Raw genomic sequence first — 24,045 nt, forward strand, 5'->3', positions numbered from 1 at the left:
TTGCGGCGCTTAGGGCCCTAGCCCCACGCGGCCATCCATAGCCCCAAGTGCCCCCCCCCCCCGTAAAGTAAAATACGGTGGGGTGCTGTGCAGGTCTGTAAGCATCCACGAAAAATTTGTGTTTCTAAGGTGCATGGTGCTACGCCGCTTCCTTCCTGCGAAATTGCAATCCACTTGCTCATCCATTTGCATTCAACCTGATCAGTCATTTTCATCTGACCACTGGTCACGTCGGGAATTGTTCCCTGACGCGCCACGTATAACAGCCATGCTATAAAATGGCTTTCGCCGACTGGCAGTAAATTAAGCTTTGTGCATAGATGAACGTCGGCAGCTACAGGGAATGACAAGTTATTTTGGCGTTGGGGTAGTTAATGAGATTGAAAAAAACCACAGAGGAGTTCATCCGAGACGGAGTAGCGGTTCACGGAAATCGTTATGATTACTCAAAAGTAAAGTATGTGAGCAACAGAAAGAAAGTAGTGATTATCTGCAAAAAGCATGGGGGGTTTGAGCAAACCCCAGCAAATCATTTGTATTTTGGGTGCAAGCTCTGTGGCTTTGAAAATGCAGGGAAGTACCATAAAAAAGACACCGAAAAATTCATAGCGGCTGCGAAAGTGGTCCACGGCAGTAAATATGACTACTCTGTTACCAAATACATTGGCGCCAGAAATTCGCTAACTATAATTTGCTCTATACATGGAGAGTTTGAACAGACTGCCGGTGTGCATTTAAGCGGTGCCGGTTGTGAGCCTTGTTCCTACTCGATGCGTGGTAAGCAGGCACGTATGACATTTGAAGACTTCGTTGACCGAGCAGTTAAGCTTCACGACGGTCGCTATGAATACACGCTTTCGAAGGATTACTTCCAAGGTACTGCTACCAAAATTCAAATAGTCTGCCCTGAGCATGGGATATTTGAACAATTGCCTAGCGGACATCTTCAAGGTGGCGGATGCCCCCTGTGCGCTGTAATCAGGACAGGCAATTCCATGCGGAAAACGACTGAGTCCTTCATCGAAGATGCGCGTGCAGTCCACGGAATTGCCTACGACTACTCGGAGACTGACTATAAGGGAGCATTTGACCGGGTAACGATCATCTGCCCGATAGATGGGGCTTTCAACCAAAGCCCAACTGGCCACCTTGGCGGCACAGGGTGCCCAAAATGCAGTCGGCGCGCTCAGGGAGCACCTAGAAATCTTGTTCGCGCATTTCGCGGCGAGTTCGATCAACCAAGGAAGGCATTTGTATATATGATCCGCTTCCGCCTTCTATGCAGTAATACTCCAATTTTCAAAGTTGGGAGCGGCTCTGGTTCGCGTATGAAAACGGTATTGGGCAGCATAAATCGTATCGGTGGCACTGAAGTAGAAATCACGAGCATCAGTTTCAACACAAGTGGAGAGGCTATTGTGTTCGAGCACATTGCCCACGACCAGATCAGGGCGCACCAGTTCGCCGTCCCGATCGAGTTCAAATTTCCTGGCTACTCTGAGGTGTTTTCTAAAGCCCCAGATTTTTCAGCAGTCGAAAAACACTTTGACCTTGAAAGGTTTCGATCTGGAGAACGCTGGGATCCAAGGAAAAGATAGCGAACCACGCTACTTAGAAACAGCGAAAATTGGACAGAAAAATTCTCTGAAAGACTCGTTTGAGTCGAATTAGGACTTCCGTCGAGCCTAACGCAAGTATAAAGCAAGAGCCCCCACCTCACCACTGGGCCGGTTTTTTGACACAATTGATCGTACGGGCGAAGCAGCGCGGCGATCCGGGCTGGCTGTCGAATACGACATTGAAATTAACTATTAATAGTTTTCGTAGGTTTTGATTCACTAGCTCGCTTTTAAAGCGAGCTAAGTATTGGTGCGCGATGCGAATGGAGTGAGTTATCTAGAACGCTACCGCGCCTCAGTTTATAATATCCAGATTCGAAAAGTCACGTTCTAAACTTCTGATCGCTAAGCGCTCGCCTCCAGAGTCATTAGCGCAATAGTTATAGTAATCCAGAAGCCAGCGCATCTTTTCTAAAACTGTCTCGTGCGAAGATGCATTGTTCTGAATATAGTCCCGGACAAATGGTTTTAGATCATCTAATTCCTCGCCCATAAAATAGTGAACAAACGCCGAGTTATCCCGATCACGAAAAACTAACGCTCGAACTCCATCTCTGATTCCCTCGTCGGCGTCAATATGATGCCAGGCAAAATTAAGTACATCATCATTGATGACTATTCTAGGAAACTTTGCGACTTTACTTTCCAAGTGGTAGGCGTTTATCAGGGCTTGAGAGAACGTCACTCGCTCGTTTGAAAAGTGCTTGCCAAATGCAATGCCACCCCTTACTAAAATATTTCGTTTAAGAAATAACTTCTGCATTGATGCCGCGATACCAAGCAGTCCCACCACATTGGATGGGGTAAGTCCAGCTTCCACTATTATCGAGTCAGAGAACATTTTTACATCGCAGCCACTGCCTGCGGCGCTCCCCGCTACTTCTTCAAAAACCTCTAAGAAAATTGGAAGAAATTTTGGGATTTTACCTTTTGAATCTTCCTCCACCATAGAAGAAAATCCAAGAATATCGATAAAAGCGACTAGCCCATAGTCTAAGCTTGCGATTGTCGTCATTTGGCTACCTCAGCCAATTCAAAAAATAGATCTTTGAAAGTTTGCATCGCTTCACTACGTTGATCCCAAACACTTCCGCCCCAACCCGTTTGTTCACGAGTTAATTTCCAGACGGGAGTTCCCCACGTCAACATCATCGGCGCCAAACTAGCAAATTCCGCGATTTCAGCGACTGTGGGGTTCTTCCAACAGGCTTCGGAAACAGTAGCTTTATCGCCTGATGCTGCCACCAAAGATGGCATTAAATCAGACATTACACGCTGAGGAATTAACTTCATCCAATGATCAAAAGCTGGCTTAGGAGACCCGCCATACTTTTGAAATCTTTGAACTATTACTCCGCGAAATTCCGGCTTACCATGCGCCACATTTAGCGATAATTTTTTGAAATCCTCGACTATAGCTGCGTGTTCAGAAATCCATTTTCCGATAATTTGAGATAGTGAACCTATAGCTTGGTAATTAAATCTGTCTGGGAAAACAGGAACCATGAAAACATCAGCGGCTAGGAAGCATGCCCGAGTTAAAGCGCCAGCACTTGGCCCCACATCGACAAGAATGTGACTAAACCCATATTTTTCACCTAGGCGCCGGAGCATGTCATTAATTGCTACATAGTTGCGCTTCTGATGCAAATCATTTGTCGTTCGCATGCTGTGCGCTTGCGACAATGTATCTTCGGAGTCACTTAAAGCGATATCTCCTCGAAACAAAAATACATTTTCAGTGGCGCCATTAACTGGAAGTAATTCTATCCCATCCACATCAACCGTTGAGCGATCACCAATGAATCGAGGGCTTAGTGCCTCTAATATAGTGGTGCCAGGGAGTGGATATTCTCGACCTTCCTTTTCCGACTTTATATCTAGTTTCTCAATCAGTTGAGACAAGGCGAGTTCGGTTAAATTGCACTGCGGATCAGCGTCAACCATTAAAACTTTGGTATTAAATTTCTCGGCTATAGCATGCGCCAAATTGAAAGTCGTTGTGGTCTTAGAAACGCCGCCTTTATGATTGTAAAGCGTTACAATCTTTGTCATTTTAAATGTCCATCCCTGATGCCTGTGGATTTATAAACCATTTTTGTTGCGGTAAATCGAGCCATCGGCTGTGCCTTTCGCAACGCCCCTCACGATAGCGCAGCGCCACTACGCCCGTCCATTACCACTTTTGGACGCCCGCAGATGCATTTGAAGCCCAAGGCAGCTATGGCGAGTAAGACAAGGACTCTCTTGATGATCTCCTGCTATATTGTCCCAGGTCAATGCGACATCAGCTCAATGAATATAGGCTGATCTCAGCCGGTTCTGATCTGATGTGACTATCCCATTCCGCTTTGGCGAGGCTAAGCATCCGATCTTTCGACAGGAGGTGGGGTCGTCATGAAGCTTAAAGTCGCGCTGCTGGTGTTTGTACTGGCTCTGTTTCAGCCACTGGCGCTTGCTGCTGTGAATGTTGAAGTGCTTATTGAGAAAGCCAAGCAGGGAGACCTATCAGCAATGAAGATGCTTTCTGAATACTGCTCGGAATTTGGTGGCGGCGATAGCAATGAATGCCAATTTAAAGCGAAAGATATTCCTCAGTTAAAGGATTTTGCTGAAAAGGGAAACTCCGATGCACAACTCTTAATGAGCACGATATATTTAACTGGCAAAAATGGCGTTCTAGCTGATCAAAATCAAGGAATATCATGGCTTCAGAAATCAGCAGAACAAGGTAATGCAATAGGGCAGTCTTTTCTTGGAATGGTATATGGTTCTGGGCAGTTTGGTTTTCCTGTGGACTCCGAGCTCGGAAGAGTCTTGCTTAATAAATCGATCGATCAAGGTAGCAGTTCAGGGATGTTTTTTCTTGGGTTACTGGAGTTAATGGAACAAAAAGACCAGGAAAAAGGCTTAGAAAAAAGCTTCGCATTGATTCAACAAGCTGCCGAGAAAGGTCTTCCTATTGCTCAGGTAATGGTGGGGACTATTTATTTAGACGGTGCTTCAGATTTCCCGAAGAATACTGAGAGGGGAATTTACTGGTTAACTAAAGCGGCTGATCAACAGGACAGCACTGCCTTTATTAAGCTGGGTTCATTGTACCTTGATGGCAGAGAAGGCGTGCCAGTTGAACGATTAAAAGGTGAAGCTTTGATACGTAAAGCTGCCGAAAGAGGTAATGCTTCAGCACAGATCGAGCTTGGAGATAGGCTTCTCGTAGGCAGAGGGTTAAATACCGACCCTACTCAGGCATTCTCCTGGTACCTGAAGGCCGCTAAAAATGGAAACGCAAAGGGACAATTCAGTCTTGCCGAGCTCTACTTTGACGGAGTAGGCACTACCCAAGATTATAAGGCGGCTGCGAGTTGGTACCGAAAATCTGCTGAGCAAGCTAATGAGAGAGCTATCTATAAACTTGCTAATTGCTACGCTTCTGGTTCTGGTGTGCAGCAAGACTACAAGCTAGCCTACGCTTGGGCACCTTTCGGCGCTGCTATAGATACATATGGATATGGCGGCTTCGCGAGTAAGCGTGACGAGTTTGCTAAAAAATTGTCACCTGCAAAACTGGCGAAAGCTCAAGAGTTAGCAGGCGATTACCTTGAGAAATACAAGCCAGCCAAATAGCAGTGCGCGGTTGCGTCATCAATGGATAACTTGGTCTTTGTTCGCAAGGAATGCGAATTGCGGGAAATGTATATTCACGTTAGAGACGGGGGCGGCCGTTTATTTAATCACAGGAATCAGCTATGAATGAAGATGAGGAGAGGGGTTTCCGGAAAGGTGTAGCATACGGGGCCACAATTGCTAGTGGAGTTGCCATAGCGATCGCGCTCTACATTGCGCCTAAGCCGACATTCATCGTTATCGCGTGTTGTCTTGTTCTAGCTGGCATCGGCTGGGTGGTCTTGTGGTTGGGAGAGAAATACGAATTCGCTGATGATCAACGCCGTGCGCGTTATGACCGGATTTGGAAAGTGGTTGGCTACATTACTACCTACGGGCTGATGGCATTTTTGCTTTGGTCTTTCCTGAAAACAGGGCATCTTTAGTAAAAATCCTGAGTGCCGCGGCTTCTTTTCGGGAGTGGGCTTGCATGATGAGTCTTTCGGTGAAAGCACGGAGCGACTCGAAAGCACCCCAATACCTCAATATTGCTAGGCGGTGATGTCAATAGATGGACGCCGAGGAAGTCTCAATGAAAAAATTATGCATGTTTATCGCTCTCTTCTTATTACTGTGCGCCAAAGCAAGTGCGGAATGGCAGTCAGTACCTGTAGACTCTATTGAGCGGGCTTTTTTTGTCGAAAATAGTACGATAAAGAAATCACAAAATTTACTTAAACTCTGGATTTTGACTAATTATTCATCTCCCCAGCAAGTTGGCAACGATCCAGCGTATCTATCCGAAAAGTATTTCTACGAGATTGACTGTCGTGAAAATAAACTGAGAATGGTGCAGGGTGCCTTGTACAAAAATATAAACGGAGGGGGTAGTATTATTCATACGGAAAACAGAGCGGGAGAGTGGAGTTTCGTCGTGCCGGGATCAACATACGAAGTGGTAATCAGTTACATATGCAAAAACATGTAATGGTTCGACGTTATCTGCACAGACCAAGCAGGTAAACTCACTATCCAGCGTAAAAAACTCCGTTTCAGCTCCTGCGGGTTAACTTTGTGGGTAACTAAGTATATACAGGCTGCTGGCGCCGCAGCCTGTATATGCCGTGGTAAAATGTGCATGCCGCGCCACCACCAAGGGGCCGCCATCTTGCATCGCGCAGACCTACCTACACTGGACATCAGAACCTTGCTGCATCAAGGGTTACTGAGGGACTCCACACCCGGAACTTTGAGTTTAAGTGAGCTTAGATTTAATTGCGTGGCGCCTGACCGCTCAGCACTGTTAGTTAGTTGGGACGGACACCAGCAATCGTTGCCCCTCCGCTGGACCGGCGTACGTGGCCGTCCTTGCGCGCACCGAGTTAGCTGGTGCTGCCCTCAATGCGGAAAACCTACCTCGCTGCTCTACCTGCTCGAAACTTTCGCCTGCGCCAAGTGCCACGGACTGCGCTCTGGGCTCGGTACTGCTGAGCGGTTGCGCAGGGCTAAGGACGCCGTAGCTGTGTTAGAGGCCGCAGCACAAGGCCCCATTGCATTGCTGGCACTACTAGCGAGTAGGTCTGTCGTGCAATCCTGCGGCCCGATAGCCCCCGTAGTCGAGGCGGCCGGGCGACGTGATGACGAAAGCAGGATCGTGCTCCAGCAAGCTCAGCGTGAGCAACATCTGGCGGCGATTCGCCGCGCCAAGCGGGAGCAACTGCCATGAAGATGGGCGAGGTCCCAGCACTGGAGTTGGGTCTATTGCGGCGGTTAGGCGGCCTGGAGCTGGGCACCAAGCTGGAACTGGAGGCCGATGGGGTAACTATCGAGACGCTAGCAGTTACTTTCGCGATACTACAGGTGACGGCTGATGGCGTGGTGCAACAAATTGAAGTCGTGCCAAACAGATGGGGCGGCTACCTGCGCTGCCCTGATTGTTCAGCGCTCCGCACTAAGTTGTACATGGTGAATCGGCTGGCGTGCCGATATTGTCATAGGCTAGTGCGTGGCACATCGCACGACGATGTACTAACAGCGCGAATGGAACACCTGCGCCGATTGCTGCGATGCGGAGATGAGCCGCTGGAACGCATAGCCAGGCCGCCGAAGATGGCGCGAGAGCGGTTCGACGATTTGCTTGGACAACTGCGTAAGACTGAGTGCGTGGCCGAGGCCGAAGTACGCCGCTGGATGCAACGCCGCAACATACCCCCGTGGATTATAAATACGCTGGCGCCATCAACACGGCGCGGCGTGGCAACGGTAGCGTTGCGGATGGACGCGCCAATACGGTGGGATCGTGTAATGCTGGCGCTGGCTGACCTTAATGCAGCAGAGGCGCAGGCAAATAGATAGCTCCAATGGGTTATTTTTTACCAAAAAGTTTGGGTGCGTTACATACCCCCTTATAGGGGGGTATGTGTAACGTAACGCACCAGCGTTACAGGTTGCGTTACAGCTGTAACGCCCGTGCTAGGGCGGCTGGTGCGGGATTGCGTTACATGCTGCGTTACGGTAACGCAAAAAGGGTTTGTAACGCAGTTTGTAACGCTGCCTATGACCCTAAAACTTAGGTTTATTACTCGGCCGAGGGCGGTACTCATCCCCTTGGAGCTGGTCCACCTGCCCCCCATCAATCAAGCGTTTAGCTACACTCCTGTAGCTCTTGATGTCTGCGGCTTTCATGGCGTCATACCACGTAGACTGCTTGATTCGAGCTCGGTCACCACCAGCCTCATCATAGAGCTTTATCAGTATGGCCAGCGCCTTGTCCCCCTCTCTGTACGAGGCCTTCTCCCCAGCAGCCTGAATGTCCTCTGGGGCGCAAAACTCAATTACCAACGATGTGTTTTCAGCACCATCTTCGTTGTATATGCCTAACGGTACCTGCACGGCCTTGAAGTGGAAGCTAAACGGCTCACCGTCCTTCATCTTGCCAGTAGGGCCGTACGTGGTCGCGTCAACAACCTTCTCTAGTCCTACGCCTATACTGCTTAGTGCCCAAACAAAGTCTGTGTCGTTGTAGAAGTTACTCGCGCCACGCGCGCCCTTGCTGGTTTCCTTCCCGCTGTGGTGAACAATAAGCGTTGACGCCCCACAGGCTTGACCGCAAAGACGAACGCCCCGCAAACACCTCCCAACGTCGGAGGGGTTGTTTTCATCAACACCGCCATTCAGCGCAGCAAAGGTATCGAACATCACCAGTACCGGCTGTAGAGGGGCTAACTGCGCCCCGAGTGCTTTCATGCAACCGTCATCCGCCAAGTCCACACCAGTGAAGACAATTTCCAAATTGTCGCCAAACGCACCGAGTTTTTTCACCTGCGCCTTCAGGCGGCGAGATATTCCTCCTTGCCCTTCGCCACATACGTAAACCACTGGCCCGATGCGCCGTACCTTCATAGTGCCAAACGCCTGCCCCGTGCAAATGCTGTGGGCTACACGCAGTGCTAAGAACGACTTATAGCTACCAGATGGACCAAACATCAGCCCGTGAGAGTCTGCCTCTAATACGCCATCGATCAGGTAGGTTGCTGGCTTGCAGCTTGCTGCTAGCTCATCCCCTTTGAGGAGGGTAAATCTGGTCATGCACTTAGCTGCTGACACACACCTTCTAACAGCATCTGCCCCTTCATGCTGGTGCAAGTCGTTAAAGTCGTCGCCCGGTTTATTGCAGAACACCGGCACAGCCAGAAGTGCGCGAGCCTCCCTAGCGGCCTTAACTGCGTCTGGGTGCGGCCCGCTACCGTCCTTGAGTAAATCAGCCCCAACAACAATCTCAACATTTGGCCAGTGCTTCCGCAGAGCCTTGGCGACATTAAGGAGGTTAGTGCAACTCAACGCGCAGAATACGGGCAAACCGGTAGCTTCTAGCACGCTGAGCCCTGTAGCCACCCCTTCTACAATTACCAGCCGCTCATTGACATCTCCCGCCCCCAGCTTTACGAACCCGCCAGTGCGGGTGCCATGTCCCGGCAATGACGCTTTTCGTCCCTCCCGGTCAATCAGCTCCACGCTGCTCAGCACCAACTTGCCCCCCACCAACTTGTGGATGGGCGCCAGTAGTAACTCACCTGTTAGCGGCTCGCCACCTGAGTTGGGGGTGTACCCCAACATCCCCTCAGCCGTTGTGGCGCTAACTCCGTGCAGGCCGGCAGCAGCCACCTGTTTACGCTCCAAGTATGGAATGGCCATTGGTGCTCCAGCGGCCACCAGTCGAGCAGCCAGCTGCGCCGCCTTGGCTTGCTCGTAGTCGATAGCTTCCTGCTGAGTCTTGCGCTCGGCCCGACGCAGTAGATCCGCCTTGCTGACGCTGTCCCAACCTCCAATATCGATCCACCCGCTCTTACGGGCAATGTGGAACAGCGTTGCAATGCCAACACCCCCAGACCCAATGCTGCGCCAAGTGCTGGCGAAATCCTTTTCGTTGTAGCTCGCACCCTTTGCGCTCCATTCCTCGCAGATGTCCCGACCGTCCTCGCCTAACTCGGACTTAACAGCCGCACAGACCTTGAACCACTCACTACGGTCGCAGTCGGGATCAATGCTAGCTAGCGCTGCCTTGATTTTTTCCATTGGTACTGCGGTGTGCTCGAAAGAGGTCATACACCACCCCACCTGGGCACGGGGGCACGCCGCATAGCCACTCGCTGATCAAGATAATGGTCAAGCGAGCCAGCCATGGCAGCCGGTTCTGCCTTGTTTATCGAAAGCTTTTCCATTGGGTTCTCTCCCGAGAAGCCCAGCCAGCAAAGGGGGGCGGTGCGTGCAAAGGGGGTGTGAAATTGCAATTGTGTTGTTACGCCCCAAAGCCGCCGACGCCTTAACTGGTCGGCGGTCTTTTATTGGGGTTGATCAAGCTGAGTATTTACCCAGGACTCCACCATCTGGCTGTCCCAGCCGACGGCGCGCAGACCTGCAATTGGCTTCCCCTTGGGGAACTTGCCCTCGGCCATCAATTCGTAAATTTTAGTGCGACTAAGACCCATAACTTTTTGTAGGTCATGGATGCGTAAAATTGTGCGAGGGAGTGGAGTGGTGTTCATGTTTGGTTGCCCCAAGTATGGCCACGGGCTGCGGCGTACAGGGCATATGCTGTGCGGTACGGCGGGTTTCAAAAATTACCCAGCCGTGCCGGTAAAGGGGTTTACCGTAACGCTTTGGGGGTTTTAGGAGAGCGGCCTGGATTACTGGCATAGGCTGGCGCAACGGGTTTTATCCACTTTTTGATCCGTTCAAGTGAAGGTAAATCTTCGCGGCCTTCGCGTTTCAGCACGTCCTTAACTAATCCCGCCATATCCTTAAGTCGAAACTCCTGATCGGTGTCGGCTTGCCATACTTCGGAAGCAAGTGTTCTGGCGCGATCCTGTACTGTCGCCTTGGCGGCGTTTACTGGTCCCAAAGAGCGCTGGAAGACTTGTTCTGCCTTCTTTTTGTCTACGATATGCGGCACCACCAGCGTGGCGCCAAGCTTAAAGAAGCAAACTATTACATTGGTCAGCTGCTCTCGCTGTTCATCCGTCAGCGTCTTCGCCAGTGGCGCTATGGAGTCTAATAGCGCCATCAACTCTTCTCTTCTACTCGGCTCAGTCGCAGGGTTCTCTTCCAAATAAGCCAAGCCCACAAGCAAGCCATATGGCCCCACGAGACCCTTGGTGTCAGGGAAGTATGCTTTCAATGCTTCAAGCGCATTCACGCTCCACCCCTCCCGAATGTGCCATGCACTACGTTCACCGCTGGCGCGGTAGTGGCGTAGTCAGCCCATGCTTGCATCAGCTCGCGGCGCTTTTCCAGCAGGTTGCTACGACTGTAGGCGGCCTCTGTCTGGTCGCGTTCATCGTGCGCCAGCGCCAGCTCACAAACTTCACGCGGATAGTGGGTGTATTCACTCGCCCATGTGCGGAAGGTGGCGCGGAAGCCGTGGGTAGTTACGTCCGGTAGCCCCATTGTGCGCAGCAGGTTGAAGGTCGCGCCAATGTGCATGACGCCAGACTTGCTGCCGGTGCCTGGAAACAGATAAGTACTGCCAGCGATGCGCGGGATGGTTCGTAGTAAAGCAACTGCTTGTCTTGAAAGTGGAATTGAAAACGGCTGCCGGGTTTTCATGCGTTCGGCAGGTAAGCTCCACGTGGCGGCGTCAAGGTCAAACTCGTCCCAAGTGGCAAAGCGAACCATTCCAGCGCGAGCGGCAGTCAAAATTAACAATTGCAGCGCATTAGCATCACGCCCCTCCATGGATGCCAGTCTTCCCATGAAAGTCGGTAGGTCGCGCCAAGCCATCGCTGGATGTTTGGTTTTTTGCCTAGCGCGCTTTTTGTCAGCACGACTTAAAAGGTTGTCCAGGTGGCCACGCCAGCGTGCAGGATTCTCCCCGGTCCTTAATTTGAGCGTTTTGGCTGCATCCAGCACCCGCTCAATGTGGCCGCGCAACTCATCGGCTGTCGCTGGTTTCGCACTCCAGATCGGCTGCAGAGCACGTAGTACATGCTCCGTCTGTACCTGATCAGGTCGCAGCGTGCCCATAGTTGGGAGTGCGTAGCGCTCCATAATTGACAACCAGCCTTTGCGGCGGCGTTCAGTCAGGTGTTGGCAGTGTGCCGAATGGTAATCCAGCACCAGCGATTTGAAGGTAACGACATTTGCCTTCTCTGCTAGGTGCTGTTCTTGCTGGCGCTGCTGTTCGGCTCGGCGCTCATCCAAAGGGTCGCAGCCCTTCAGGATCAGGGCCCGTGCTTCAGCGGCGGCCTGTCTTGCTGTTTTGAGTTTTACCGCTGGATACGGTCCCAAGCCCATATCTCGGCGCTTGCCGTTGAGTTGGTAGCGCAGCAGCCATGACTTGTTGCCCCCGGCCTTGATTACCAGATAAAGCCCATCACCGTCCGAGTATCTACCCGGCTCGGTTAGGTGCTCGACTTGCTTTGGATTTAGCTCGCTCATTGCAACAGCCCCACACTCAGCCCCACATTTTTACGCGCTTTTAGGCGTACAGCTACATACCGCTACGTACATTATACCACCGTGTAGCCCAGTGTTTGCTGGGGTTGCGCATAATTACGCATTGCGGCGTACAAATAAAAAACCCGCCTTGTGCGGGCTTTTTCATGCCCGGAGAAAATATGCGATACAACACCGGAAACCCAGTTGAACCCGATGGCTCTAGTAGTCCGTTCGACTTGTTCGACAACGCCGGAAATATCGACTTGGCTGCTAACGGTGATGATCCCAACTGGATTGACCGGAAAGGGCGAGCGCGCAAGTCTCTGAAGGGCATGGAGATTGATTTCCAGAATTTCCTTCTGGCTTCTGGTTACGAATACATCGGCGACTATGACACTGATTCGCCTCTGACCATCCGGCGAGCGAACCAGGTCTTTTCGAAAGACGGTGAGTACTGGAGGTCAGGCCCATCGCTTAGCCTGCCATTCACTACGACGGGCTCATGGGCTGCTGACGGACCATTGTTTGTAACAGTCGGCGATGCAGTCCTTCGGCAAACCCTTGCATCCGGTGTCGGCGGTTCAATGATCGGCATTACTGCCGGCTATGAAGGGGCTGAGCCTAGAGACCTGCAGGCCAAGCTGAACGAAATGCTCAGCGTTGAGGATTTAGGCGCGAAGCCCGCCCCGTTCGATTCAACCCTGGCCTTCGCCAAGGCACTAGCAACCGGGCGCAGCTTCCAATGCGAAGGCAGCCATTACTACGTAGGCATCACGATTGCTCCCACAGCCGACGGCCAGATGATTTCTGGTAACGGCAAGATGGGGCAAACGGTAATCGAGAACCCGTACAATTCTAATCCGCTTTACCAGTCCTCAGTTGGCCCAGGCGCTGCGTACAAGCGCCGAATTGGAGTTCGGGATATCGAGTTTGTCGGAAACCCAACGACTTTGGGTGGCATGTTGCTGCGCGGGATCATCAGTGATGGCCTGACTGGCGATGCCGACAAGTCGTGCGAGTTCAGGAACATTAAAGTGCGCGATGTCGGGGCGGGCCCTGCGCTGACCGTTAATGCCTGGTGCAACAACCTGTACAGCATCGAGCTTTGGGACAACTATCAGGGTCTGAAGCTCGGAGCAGAGGCCAATGCGTTTGGCGCCTATGGTCTGTACATCACCGGTTGCCAGAAAGAGGCAATCGTTCTGCCGCAGGGATCTGGGCAGCCTTCGGTCATCAACTTCTACAACACCACCTGCCAGTATTCGGGTGGGGATGAGTACATGATCGATATCCGCGATGGATACGCGATCAAGTTCTATGGCCTTTACCTGGAGGGCAGCCGCGCCCCGCTTGGTCCGATCAACGTCGGCGGCCAGGCAGCTATGGTTGGTTTCGACAACGTCATGCACAACTTGGTTGACGGGGTTCCAAGCGTCCCGATCATCACCACCAACGTGAAGCACTGCCACGTCAAGGGCATCGTCAACCTAGGTGGCGCAATGGCTTCCTTCGTGAAGATCACCGGCACCCTGCCTTTCACCCACGTCGAGGGCTATCACGTTGCCGTTGGCTCGGTTGCTACACCCGTGGATGACCAGTCAACCCGCCGTTCGACCATCGTCCAGAACTGGGATGGTAGCGAGTTCGGCATGACCACCTTCAAGAACCTGGCGGCCCAGCACCTAACAGAATGGAGAACCACCGAGGCCAACACACTCATCATGTACGTAGACGGAGGTGGCCGGCTGGTGTTCGGCCCGGACGCAACTGCACCAACGCTTTCTAGAGCGGGCGGAACGATGTCGCTCACTTACAGCGCGGGCATCGGCACGTTCAGGGCGCCACGATTCGGCATTGGGGCGGACAAGTTGATACTTGATGTTCCCTCGTCACCGGAAGGGGCCTTCGCAGCTCCGCCGGGCTCCCTTGCCATGTCCAGCAATGGCAAGCAGTACACAAAAGATAACGGCGTCGGCAACATAGGGTGGCTGCAGATATGAAAGTGATCCTGGATAAAGAAGGAAAGCTAATTAACATCGGGGCCTGGGACTTCATGGTCTCCCACGGCGAGAATGGCGAAATGGCGATCACCAATCCGATTCCAGAAGGTGCTTATGAGGCAGAGGTGGATATTGCGTTCTGCAAGAACGGCAGAGCCTTCCTGGCTGACGACTATTACAACCTGCGAAAGGCGGAATACCCAGATATCGGCGATCAGCTCGACGCCCTGTTCAGGGCGGGTGCATTCCCCGTTGAAATGGCGGCAAAACTTCAGGCGGTTAAGGATAGATATCCCAAGCCAGACTGACGGCTAGTAGCCAAGTTATTGAAGGTCTCTGTGCCCCTGTGCCCGCCCCGCGCGGGCTTCTTTTTGTCTGGAGAACCCCATGCCTTACATCGTCATCAACACCAGCAACCACTACGATCCCGCCAACCAGATCCATCACGCGACCGAGGAAGCCGCCGACCAGGCAGCGCGGGATCTGCTGGCTGCTCAACCAGCGGTAATCGTACATACGGCCAAAGTGCTCAAGCGCTACACCGCCGAGGTGACGGTGACTGTCGATGAGCCTGAGTCGGTCGAACCGATGGAGGAAGCCTGATGCCCATTACCGAGCAGCAGTTGCTGCAGATCCTTCCTAATGCCCGCCCAGTCGCGGGTATTTTTTTGCCTGCGATAAACCGGGCGATGGCCCGCTTCAAGATCGACAGCCGGGTGCGCCAGGCGGCGTTCCTGGCCCAGATCGGTCATGAGTCGGGCCACCTGCGCAACCTGGTGGAGAACCTGAACTACAGCGCCGAGGCTCTCATGCGTACCTGGACGACCCGGTTCAATGCTGCCCTGGCCAAGGAATATGCCCGCCAGCCGGAGCGCATCGCCAATGTCGTGTACAACGCACGCATGGGCAACATCCACCCGGGCGATGGCTGGCGCTTCCGCGGGCGTGGCCTGATTCAGCTCACCGGGCGGGCGAACTATGCAGCCGCCGGTGCCGGGCTAGGCCTGCCGCTGGAGGATCAACCACAATTGCTCGAGCAGCCGGAGCATGCCGCCATGTCTGCCGCCTGGTGGTGGGCGAAGCATGGGCTGAACGAACTGGCCGATGCCGGCCGGTTCCAGGATATCGGCAGCGTGATCAACACTGGCAAGCCCGGCCGGGTGCCGCATGGTGCTGCTGAGCGCAAGGCGCTGTATGACCGAGCGTTGCAGGTGCTGGTATGACCGCGACAGTAGGGCGGTTGGCTGCCTACTTATTGGGTGCGCTGCTGCTCCTCGGCCTGGGCGCCGCCGGCGGCGTGTGGCTGGCGGTCGACCACTTCCGGCCACTGCTCGACACCGCGAATGACAGCCTGGGCAAGTGCCAGACTGCCTGGGGCAACCTTGAGATCTTGACCACTGAGCAGGGGCTGAAGCTGGGCGAACTGGTCCTGGCCGGGAACGAGCGCCAGGCTAGGGCAGGACTGGCTATGAAGGAGGCCACGGATCGGGCCAAGGATGATTTCGCCGCGGCAAACCGCCTGCAGCAAGAACGCACCGGCGGGGACCAATGTGCGGCGGCCGCCTCAATCATCGATCAGGAGCTTGGCCTATGAGGTTTGCACTTTTAATAGTTGCTGCGGGGCTGGCCGGATGTGCTGGCCAGGTTGAGTCTGAGATCCGCACTGTGCGCGTTGAGGTGCCAGTTCTGGTGCCGTGCCGGGCTCCGGATGTCGCAGTGCCATCATGGGCCGTTGCCGGTCTGAAGAAGGGAGATGGCCTGGAAGTGAAGGTGAGGGCGTTGCTGGCAGAGCGGCGACAGCGGATTGGGTACGAGAGACAGCTGATTTCCGCCGTTGCCGCTTGTCGGTAGCGCACTCGAGGTAGCGTTCTTCTTGCTTCGGTTGTGGTTTAGTGATGGCCACATTCTGCTGGCGGAGCCATTAGGAATTCTCGATAATGGCGGTTTGCTTTAGCGCATCAGAGAAGATTTATGTCCGGTAATAATATAAAAAAATATGATTACATAGATGCCCTTCGTGGGGTCGCGATAGCCCTAGTAGTCCTTGTTCACGCCTCTCAGTACGTCAAACCATTATCTGATGTATTGATGCGAATAATGACCGAGGGAGCAAGAGGTGTTCAGCTTTTTTACATCGCTAGCGCTATCACACTTTGTATGTCATGGAGCGCACGACGGAAAGATGATCTGAATCCGATCCGTGATTTCTATTTGCGAAGAGTTTTCAGAATTGCGCCAATGTTCTACTTGGCTATCGCGTTGTTTCTCTTTTTGAATGGTGCGGCGGCGTCATACTTTGCCCCGAATGGTATTAGCTGGTGGTTCGTGCCTGTGACCGCGTTGTTTTTGCATGGTTTCCACCCTGAAACCATAAACTCGGTCGTTCCAGGAGGTTGGTCAGTAGCAGTTGAGATGACCTTCTATCTCGTATTTCCTCTACTAGTTCGTATTGAAAGTTTTAAATATCTTGTTTTACTTCTGTTGCTTTCGCTGTTTCTTCAGAAGGCGAACGCGCCGATTGCAGGGGTGATTTTTCAGTATGAACCTACTCAGAAATATCTGATCGAAGGTTTTGCCTTCTATAATTTCATTGGTCAATTGCCGGTGTTTGTAATTGGATTGATCACATACCGATTTCTTGCCACGACGCGACAAGTTGATGCGAGGCTTGTGGCGTTCGCCTCCGCCGTGTTTTTAGTGCTTGCCTTCGAGTTCTGGAACCCCCATCAGACTTTTGTTCCAAGTCATGTAGTTGCAGGGGCGATTTTTGCCATTTTTTCGGTGTTTTTAGCCAGGAAACCAATTGCCTTGCTGGTAAATCCACTGACGGTGCTGCTTGGGAAGTTGAGCTTTAGCATGTACCTCGTGCATATCGCGATTCTTAAACTGTTGAGCGGGACAAAAATTCCGGCTGCAATGGGTGAGGGTGATGTGAACAGTGTTTTGTTTTTTTTGTTTGTTCTCGCCGTCACCGCGGTTGTGTCATGGGTAACCTATAACACTATCGAAAAGCCAGGGGTTGCGATGGGGCGGAGATTGATTGAAAGGCTGGAAGCTGGGCGTGCAGCCGAACTGTTGGCTACGAGTCCAACGAAGTTGAAAAATAGTAGTCAATAGACGCGGTAGCGCGTTTCTATATTGGAATGTCGATTGAGTTGAATGCATAGGTGTGGAATGTCGCGGATGACGCTGGATCAATCACAACAACTTGACTCTATTCGAGCGCTGGCGGCTTTTTCAGTGTTGCTGGGACACACCTATCAAACCTTGTTGCTACCAACGCTGAATGTTTGGTTTACTGCGATAGTATTGCTGTCTCAGTTCGCTGTTATGGCATTTTTTGTGTTGAGTGGGTTTCTCATTGGTAAGTCCGTATGCAATAACATATTAAAGAATTCGTATTTCGACGTTGGTCGTTACTTTTTCGATAGGTCGCTTCGCCTCTATCCGCCGCTAATGGCTGCGTTAGTTTTGATGGTAGGGCTTGGCTGGCTGGCTCCTTTCGTGTTTCCCTCCGGCTCTAATTATTTTCTGCCGCTTGAAGGAGCAATGTTTATTCGGTCAGAGTTTGTGGTTTCTGTCCGTGATATCTGGGGGGCGCTAACGTTTCTCAATGGTTTTAAGGTCGAGAATCCACCAGCTAACAGCCCTTTGTGGAGCTTATCGATTGAGGCATGGTACTACGTAGTTGCTGCCGCGATTGTCCTATGGGGTCGGCGAAAAGTGTTGTCGACTTTCCTAATTGCGGTTGTGGCTTTTGTAAGTTATGGGAATGCATTGTTCTACATGCTAGCCCCGGTATGGTTCGCGGGGTTCGGCCTGGCATTTATTCATCAGCGCAATTCGATGATGAAGGGCAAGGTGTTTTGGGTGACGTTCCTTGTTATGAGCTTTATTGCTGCTGCCTCAATTGCATACGCCCTATATCCAAATCCTTCGGGTAACGAGATTGTCTATAGTAAGGTGAATTTATTCCGCTTGGCTTCTGGGCTTTGGTTTGCCTGCTTCCTGGCATTGCTTTTGGGTGGGGTTTTACGTTTTCCAAAGAGTTTGCACCGGCACGCTAGTTATTCTTACACGCTCTACGTTGTTCACTTTCCAATAATGCTTTTTGCTCTGGGGGTATCACAGCACTACATCTATGGTCACAGTGCCAGGTCGTGGCTCGTGAGCTGTGCGGTAGTGTTCGTCTCGATTGGAGTGTCTCGGGTGTTGAGCAGGTGGCTTGAAAACAAAGCCTGGCTGTCTGCAGTCCTCAGCGTTGCCGCTAATAAAAAATCGGCATAGTTTCGCCGGTTGATCGACCAAGCTCGAGGGGCTGGGCTGCTCTGTGGGAGATTTTGGGGCGGCAGAGCGCCGAAGGAAGGGCGGTGGGGGCGTGGGACAAATCTGGGACATCGAATGTCCCAAATGGTGATGAATACAGATGCATGAACATTAGGGGGCGCCCTTTATTTACGGGGGCTTCAGCGATTGGGCTCAATAAAATATCAGGTCGATAACGGATTGCAAATCCGTCTACGCCGGTTCGATTCCGACCTCGGCCTCCATTATTGAAAGCACCGCAGATTAACGTCTGCGGGGTTTTTCTTTGTGCGCTGGAAAGTTCGGAAGTCCCAAAACAATTAGACGACAGCCCCAAAACGGTCCTCACTTGGAGGGCTTGGCAATGGCGCCGACGCGATGGTAAACGCGCATCCGTGATGCCCTGTTTCGAGTGGCCGAGCAGCACGCTCGCATCGCTCAGATCGTTGATCTCTGAAGCCGCTTTCGGTCGGATATTCCTGAATTGGAACTGGGCGATTCGGTTGGTCAGGTCAGCGCTTTTCTCTACTTCCGCTTTCACCCAGTCAGCCTCACGCGCATCTGCTCACCTGTTGCGCAGCATCGACCAGCTATCCGTTTGCCATGCTCGTTGACGATGAAAAACGGTGACAGGTGTTGCCCTGCTCGACGCATGATGCAGTCGAGCAGGGCACCTAGGCTGTGCTGCTTGAAGGGGCCACTGCCGCAGGCTGCCATTCTGTATGAATGGTTTGTCGCGCCGGTGGAGCGGGTCAACGGCCAGCTCCAGATCACCTTGCAGTTGCCCTGCGCAGACGATGCCCCGCACGCCGCGCTGTTCCCCGCGGACATTATCAGCCCACCGAGTGGCCGGGTGCCGTTGCTGACTGATGTCGTTGCAGAACCCGCCGCCCAGGAGTCGGGAGTATGAACGGCAATATCGACTGGACTCGTATGGTCACCAAGGAAATGAAAGAGCAGGCCGCAGCTCGGCAGTACTTGGCCGCCGTGGTCGCCGAGACCGCCGCTTACCGTGCCTCTGCCGTTGCTGCCATCGCCCCGCTGCAGGATACGGTCGATATCGACGAAGCCACCGAGGCAGAGGTGGTCGCGCTCAAGGCCTGGGAAAAATACCGGGTGGCCCTGAACCGGCTACCGGAGCAGGCCGGATACCCCGACACAATTGACTGGCCGGCACCACCAGCCTGGGCGATGCAGGAACCGTTATCAGGGATGTCTGCCAGCGACCCTGGGAGGTTATGATTTCGCTTTGTCTTTTTGCGGCCAACTCTTTTTGACGGTTCTTCTTGTCCAATCGGTAGCCCCACCAGAGTGTGGCGATACCGAAAACAACCAGCCGTGCTATTTGATATATGGGCACTATTTTCTCCTTGAAAATTAGACACGCAGAACGATTTGGCTGCGTCGTGCAAAATTTTTCCGAAGTGCTCAAGTGCGTGACGAGTGAGCGGCGATTTGATCGAGGCTATTGATCAGGGCCTAAGGAAAAGAAAGACCTGCGAGCAGGCCTAGGGTGGCCTGCTGCAATAACGTTCAGGAGCAGTGAGAGCAAGAGTGGTTTTTCTGGTTGTTTTTATGGGCCTTTAGCTTGTTACTCTCTTTGGATCGATTTATTGGTTTTCAGCTGCGCTTCGGCAGCTCTCGCAGCGCCATCCTTTATAGCGCTCGGATTTTTCAAGGGCTGTAACCAATTCACGACCGCCTATAATATTCTGGCAGTTGTTATGTTTTTCATTTGGTTTTTTCATGCCCTCGCATTTTTTTTGCAGGAAAGGGCTTACCACTGCCTGTTGCTTTGACGAAAGCGCTCTAAATCCCTTGTCGACGGCTAGCTGGGCGTAGCTTTGTACGCTCGGCTTTTCATCTTGAAATGCGTTCTGCGCGATAAGGGCCGAGAAAATCTCTCGCTCGATAGTCATTCGTTAATCCTTTATTCAACCAACAAGTTTGCTCATGGTGTTTCTTCTGCTGAGCAATGCGAAAGCATACGTTACCACTGGGTGGGGCTTTAATGAACTGGGTTTCCATCCAGCTATAAAAGGCAAGGTTTCTCATTTTTGCTCGGTCAATGTTGGTTTCTAGGTGTTTAGAGTATTTCAAGAGGTCATTGTTACAATTTATTTCTTGTTCGGCGGGTTAGAGAAGTTCCGCTTTGCACTTTGATGGGGGCGTCGAGCGAAACCTTCTGTGTTTCGCGATAAATGTAAGGGTGGTGATACTTTTTATGAGCTTCTGTTTTTATAATTTGGTTCGATGCGGAATCGAGTGCTATGTAAGCATTCGAAAAATAAGTAAATAGATCACGGATTGAAAACCGTCCACGCCGGTTCGATTCCGTCCTCGGCCTTCCTTATTGAAAACCCCGCAGATCAACGTCTGCGGGGTTTTCTTTTGTGGGTCGGAAAAGGGTGGAGTTTCGAAACTTTGTCATTCGGAAGGCTTGCCGATGGCCTTTGTGCGGCGATAAACCCGCTCGGTAATTCCCTCCTTGGAGTGACCCAGCAGTAGGCTGGCGTCGGCCAGGTCAGTGATTTCCGCTGCAGCCTTCGGCCTGGTATCTCGAAACTGAAATTGAGCAATCCGATCCGCAAGTTCTGGCTTCCTCTCGCTGACCGCTTTCACCCGCACAGCCTCCGCGCATCTTGCCAACGGTTACGCAACATTTCCCACGACAGTCTCTTGTCATTACCGCTCAGAATGAAGAACGGCGACAGGTGATCTCTGGTTCTGAGCTTGATGCGCTCCAGCCGCGTGCCAGCCGAAACCAAACCATTGTCGAAGCCCTACAGCCAATCAAGTGGATGCTCCACGATCACTCGGACTTCATTGATGTCCTGCAGATCCGCCGCCGCTTCGTGGTTGCCGCGATACACGGCGAACCGCGTGCGCAGCAGCATGCCCCTGGCCCAGCCTTGTTGCACGACGTAACGGATGTCGACATCCAGCTCATGCCAACGTGCACCGTCGTACATGCCATAGGTCGAAGCCGGCCCCCCCGAAAACTGCGTACTGGGCGTCCAGCCACTGTCACTGGCACCGCGGCCGGTGACGTAGCGAGTCATGAAATTCAGGCCGGGGATGCCTAGCGATGCCAAGTCCAAGTCATAACGCACCTGTTGCGATTTCATTCCAGGGGCGTTGAAGTCGGAGAGTTGTACCGAGTTTGTCAAGTCGATCGACAGGCCGCCGACATAGTCGAACGGTGTTTCGCCATCGATCTGCTGGTAGGCGAGGGTGAGCCTGTGTGCGCCCACGCGGTAAGCGGTCGCCAGGCTCCAACTGGTGTTATCGATCGGCCCTGACAACTGCCGACCGGTGGCATCGCTGCGATACAGATGGGTATCGAAGTTCAGCCCATGTCCATTGTTCAAGGGCACATCGTAGTTGAGGTTGAGGTAGTTCTGCAGCCAGTTGTCTTCTGCCCGGGCGTGAAATAGCTTCAGCCCTAAGGTATCGCCAAGGCGATAACTGGCGCCGATGAAATCCAGGCTGCGGACCTGGGCATCGGAGTAGCGGGTGCGCAGGCTGTCGTCGCGGTTGCTTGAGGCAAATTCGTGGTAGGCGGTGAAGTGTCCGGCCTCAAGCTGCAGGGGAGGTAGCGCCTGGCTGCGCAAGTACATGCCAGTGGCCATTTCTGGAAGCAGACGGCTGTCGGCTGTGGTGAAGACAGGCGTGCTGGTGCGCATTTCGCCCCATTTCAGTTCAGTGCCCCAGGCCCGCACCTTGAGTGCGGCGCCCGCTTGGCTGTAGTGGTCTTCGACCTTCGCATCGGCCTCGCGATTGTGGTTGATCGGCAGCAGGGCAGTGCCGGTGCGACCGGCGCCGCTATCGAGCTTGACGCCCAGCTGGGCGTGGGCATCCACTCCCAGGCCCAGCGCGCCCGGCGTGTAGCCTGAGGTATAGCGCAGCATCAGGCCATGAGCCCATTCTTCGCGGTAGCCGTTGCGATCACTGGCCGGTAGTTTCGGATTTACGCCTTGAGTGTTGCTTGCACCGTTGCGCAGGTCGCGATTGAAGTAGTAGTTGCGATTGATCAGTTCAAGACGGCTGGCTTCTACAAAACCGTCGGTGCTGGCCAGAAGTAGCGAGGAGTCGCCGGTCAGCAGGGCAGCGCAGAGCAGTTTGGCGTGGGGACGAGGCATGGTTGTAGCACCTGTTGTTATTGTTTTTCGCGCAGCTGGATGCACGACGCAATGGCGCGTCGCAAAAGGGGGAATGGTTGTGCTCGTCCTTGAGCGGGGGTGACTCAGCTGAGGTCTTTGCCGACGGTCTCGGGGGCCAGCTTCAAACCTATCAGCGACAGCAGGATCGCGGCGAAGATGTACCAGGCCGGGGCGTTGGGGCTGCCTGTGAGGCTTACCAGGCCGGCGGCGAAGAACTGCGCAAAACCACCGAACAGCGCCACGCCGATGCAGTAGGCAAGGGACATGCCACTGGCGCGTATCTGCGTGGGGAACAGTTCCGGCAGCATCGCCAGGTTAGGCACGATGGTGTAGGTCAGGGGGATGCACAGCAAGGTCACTACGGTCAGCAATATGCTAATGCTCGGGTACTGGTTGATTAGCAGGAATGCCGGGTAAATCGCCAGCAGCAGTATCGGAAGTGGCCAGAAAATCGCCTTGCGCCGGCCGATGCGATCACTCAGGCGCCCGGCGTGGGCCGACAGCAATAACGGCGGAAGGCAGGCGCAAATGGCTGCCCAAGCACCGACGCTCAGCGGCATGCCGAGTACGCCGACGGCGTGGTTGGCCAGGTAGAACTGAATGGTGTAGATCGGCACCGTGGCGCCAACCACCAGCAGGACACCGGCGAGCAGCTGCCGCGGGTGCTGCAGCAACAGTGCCAACTGCCCGGAGCGCGACAGCGGTGGATTGGTTCGCTGAGACTGACGATGGACGACGGTTTCCTCCAGGCGATGGCGAATGTACTCACTGACCGGGATCCCGAGGATGCCCATGGCGAACACGAGGCGCCACCCCCAGCTGTCCATGGCCTCGGGGCTGAGTAGGTTGCTCAAGCCCATGACCATCAAGCCGCCGATGAGGATACCCAGGCTCTGGCTGAAGGTCTGCCAGCTGCAGTAGTAGCCGCGCGAATGCTTGTCGGCGTACTCCATCAGCATGGTGGTCGAGGTGCCGATCTGGCCACCGACGGCGAAGCCTTGCAGCAATCGCGCAGCGATGACGATGGCCGGACCGAGCAGTCCTGCCTGGGCGTAGGTCGGGGCAACGGTGAACAGCAAAGAACCGATTGCCATCAGCCACAAGGTCAAGCGCATTGCTGCCTTGCGTCCGACACGGTCGGCATACATGCCGATCACTAGGCCACCCAGCGGGCGCATGACGAAGCCAGTGCCGAATACCGCCAGCGACAGCATCAGGGGGATCAGCGGATGGTCACCGAATGGAAAAAACAGCCTGGCCATCAGCGTCGCCAGCATGCTGTAGACCAGGAAGTCGTAAAACTCCAGAGCGTTGCCTAGGCAGATGGCGGCGATAGCCCGATGGTTTTTCGGTCGGACAAGTTCGCAGTTGAGGTCGAGTGTTGTTGTTTTTGTTGTCATCGCAATGGTGCTCTCG

At 53.3% G+C, this 24,045-nt stretch carries 25 protein-coding genes; 15 read left to right on the forward strand and 10 right to left on the reverse strand.

Annotated elements, in window-relative coordinates; translation table 11 throughout:
• The first annotated feature begins 374 nt into the window (after window positions 1-374).
• Complete coding sequence (locus H621_RS28415) at window positions 375-1,598, forward strand: hypothetical protein (protein WP_156905592.1); 1,224 nt, start codon at window positions 375-377, stop codon at window positions 1,596-1,598.
• 316 nt (window positions 1,599-1,914) lie between these two features.
• Here H621_RS28415 and H621_RS0102425 read toward each other — a convergent pair whose 3' ends face one another.
• Complete coding sequence (locus H621_RS0102425) at window positions 1,915-2,634, reverse strand: hypothetical protein (RefSeq protein WP_028941830.1); 720 nt, start codon at window positions 2,632-2,634, stop codon at window positions 1,915-1,917.
• Complete coding sequence (locus H621_RS27895) at window positions 2,631-3,674, reverse strand: ParA family protein (protein ID WP_084167907.1); 1,044 nt, start codon at window positions 3,672-3,674, stop codon at window positions 2,631-2,633. Before H621_RS27895 ends, H621_RS0102425 begins: the two co-directional genes overlap by 4 nt.
• Before the next feature lie 342 nt (window positions 3,675-4,016).
• Here H621_RS27895 and H621_RS0102430 point away from each other — a divergent pair, with 342 nt between their 5' ends.
• The 4 genes from H621_RS0102430 (at window position 4,017) to H621_RS0102440 (ending at window position 7,580) form a co-directional block, all read left to right on the forward strand.
• Window positions 4,017-5,246, forward strand: a complete 1,230-nt coding sequence (locus H621_RS0102430; RefSeq protein WP_028941831.1) for a tetratricopeptide repeat protein — start codon at window positions 4,017-4,019, stop codon at window positions 5,244-5,246.
• Between the two features lie 122 nt (window positions 5,247-5,368).
• Window positions 5,369-5,671 carry a hypothetical protein gene (locus H621_RS0102435; protein WP_028941832.1) on the forward strand — a complete coding sequence of 101 codons (303 nt, stop codon included), beginning with the start codon at window positions 5,369-5,371 and terminating at the stop codon, window positions 5,669-5,671.
• Window positions 5,672-5,817: 146 nt separating this feature from the next.
• Window positions 5,818-6,213 (forward strand): surface-adhesin E family protein, encoded by a 396-nt coding sequence (locus tag H621_RS28420; RefSeq protein ID WP_156905593.1) that lies wholly within the window; start codon window positions 5,818-5,820, stop codon window positions 6,211-6,213.
• Between the two features lie 734 nt (window positions 6,214-6,947).
• On the forward strand, window positions 6,948-7,580 hold the full coding sequence (locus tag H621_RS0102440; protein WP_028941833.1) for a hypothetical protein: 633 nt from the start codon (window positions 6,948-6,950) through the stop codon (window positions 7,578-7,580).
• Between the two features lie 207 nt (window positions 7,581-7,787).
• On the opposite strand, the gene H621_RS27705 is transcribed toward H621_RS0102440, so the two are convergent.
• From H621_RS27705 to H621_RS0102460, 4 genes are all read right to left on the reverse strand, one after another.
• Window positions 7,788-9,830: an AAA family ATPase gene (locus H621_RS27705; protein ID WP_028941834.1), complete on the reverse strand. Its 2,043-nt coding sequence runs from the start codon at window positions 9,828-9,830 to the stop codon at window positions 7,788-7,790.
• 236 nt (window positions 9,831-10,066) lie between these two features.
• Window positions 10,067-10,270, reverse strand: a complete 204-nt coding sequence (locus H621_RS0102450; RefSeq protein ID WP_028941835.1) for a helix-turn-helix transcriptional regulator — start codon at window positions 10,268-10,270, stop codon at window positions 10,067-10,069.
• A 101-nt stretch (window positions 10,271-10,371) separates the two neighbouring features.
• Entirely contained in the window at window positions 10,372-10,920 is a 549-nt protein-coding gene (locus tag H621_RS0102455) for a hypothetical protein (RefSeq protein WP_028941836.1), read from the reverse strand.
• Window positions 10,917-12,161, reverse strand: coding sequence for a tyrosine-type recombinase/integrase (locus H621_RS0102460; RefSeq protein ID WP_028941837.1), 1,245 nt, complete (start codon window positions 12,159-12,161; stop codon window positions 10,917-10,919). The genes H621_RS0102455 and H621_RS0102460 overlap by 4 nt, the downstream gene beginning before the upstream one ends.
• A 179-nt stretch (window positions 12,162-12,340) precedes the next feature.
• Between H621_RS0102460 and H621_RS0102465 the strand changes: the two genes are divergently transcribed.
• From H621_RS0102465 to H621_RS26865, 10 genes are all read left to right on the forward strand, one after another.
• Window positions 12,341-14,161 (forward strand): hypothetical protein, encoded by a 1,821-nt coding sequence (locus H621_RS0102465; protein WP_028941838.1) that lies wholly within the window; start codon window positions 12,341-12,343, stop codon window positions 14,159-14,161.
• Complete coding sequence (locus H621_RS26850; protein ID WP_036989321.1) at window positions 14,158-14,469, forward strand: hypothetical protein; 312 nt, start codon at window positions 14,158-14,160, stop codon at window positions 14,467-14,469. The genes H621_RS0102465 and H621_RS26850 overlap by 4 nt, the downstream gene beginning before the upstream one ends.
• Window positions 14,470-14,548: 79 nt before the next feature.
• A complete protein-coding gene (locus tag H621_RS0102480; RefSeq protein WP_028941839.1) occupies window positions 14,549-14,764 on the forward strand; it encodes a hypothetical protein in 216 nt (71 codons plus the stop codon).
• Window positions 14,764-15,384 (forward strand): glycoside hydrolase family 19 protein, encoded by a 621-nt coding sequence (locus H621_RS0102485; protein ID WP_028941840.1) that lies wholly within the window; start codon window positions 14,764-14,766, stop codon window positions 15,382-15,384. Before H621_RS0102480 ends, H621_RS0102485 begins: the two co-directional genes overlap by 1 nt.
• Window positions 15,381-15,755, forward strand: a complete 375-nt coding sequence (locus tag H621_RS0102490; protein WP_028941841.1) for a hypothetical protein — start codon at window positions 15,381-15,383, stop codon at window positions 15,753-15,755. Before H621_RS0102485 ends, H621_RS0102490 begins: the two co-directional genes overlap by 4 nt.
• On the forward strand, window positions 15,752-16,012 hold the full coding sequence (locus tag H621_RS28905) for a hypothetical protein (protein WP_028941842.1): 261 nt from the start codon (window positions 15,752-15,754) through the stop codon (window positions 16,010-16,012). Before H621_RS0102490 ends, H621_RS28905 begins: the two co-directional genes overlap by 4 nt.
• Before the next feature lie 120 nt (window positions 16,013-16,132).
• Window positions 16,133-17,278, forward strand: coding sequence for an acyltransferase family protein (locus H621_RS27710; RefSeq protein WP_084167908.1), 1,146 nt, complete (start codon window positions 16,133-16,135; stop codon window positions 17,276-17,278).
• Window positions 17,279-17,344: 66 nt separating this feature from the next.
• A complete protein-coding gene (locus H621_RS0102505) occupies window positions 17,345-18,448 on the forward strand; it encodes an acyltransferase family protein (RefSeq protein WP_028941843.1) in 1,104 nt (367 codons plus the stop codon).
• A 706-nt stretch (window positions 18,449-19,154) separates the two neighbouring features.
• Entirely contained in the window at window positions 19,155-19,376 is a 222-nt protein-coding gene (locus H621_RS26860; protein WP_156905594.1) for a hypothetical protein, read from the forward strand.
• Complete coding sequence (locus tag H621_RS26865; protein ID WP_084167910.1) at window positions 19,373-19,708, forward strand: tail fiber assembly protein; 336 nt, start codon at window positions 19,373-19,375, stop codon at window positions 19,706-19,708. The genes H621_RS26860 and H621_RS26865 overlap by 4 nt, the downstream gene beginning before the upstream one ends.
• Window positions 19,709-20,076: 368 nt before the next feature.
• Here H621_RS26865 and H621_RS0102525 read toward each other — a convergent pair whose 3' ends face one another.
• From H621_RS0102525 to H621_RS0102540, 4 genes are all read right to left on the reverse strand, one after another.
• Window positions 20,077-20,385, reverse strand: coding sequence for a hypothetical protein (locus tag H621_RS0102525; protein WP_028941844.1), 309 nt, complete (start codon window positions 20,383-20,385; stop codon window positions 20,077-20,079).
• A gap of 508 nt (window positions 20,386-20,893) precedes the next feature.
• A complete protein-coding gene (locus H621_RS28425; RefSeq protein WP_028941845.1) occupies window positions 20,894-21,088 on the reverse strand; it encodes a site-specific integrase in 195 nt (64 codons plus the stop codon).
• A gap of 161 nt (window positions 21,089-21,249) precedes the next feature.
• Entirely contained in the window at window positions 21,250-22,608 is a 1,359-nt protein-coding gene (locus tag H621_RS26870) for an OprD family porin (RefSeq protein WP_051270391.1), read from the reverse strand.
• 104 nt (window positions 22,609-22,712) lie between these two features.
• Complete coding sequence (locus tag H621_RS0102540; protein WP_028941846.1) at window positions 22,713-24,029, reverse strand: MFS transporter; 1,317 nt, start codon at window positions 24,027-24,029, stop codon at window positions 22,713-22,715.
• Window positions 24,030-24,045: the final 16 nt, after the last annotated feature.

Source organism: Pseudomonas vranovensis DSM 16006, assembly GCF_000425805.1.
In the GTDB taxonomy this organism is placed as follows: Bacteria; Pseudomonadota; Gammaproteobacteria; order Pseudomonadales; family Pseudomonadaceae; genus Aquipseudomonas; species Aquipseudomonas vranovensis.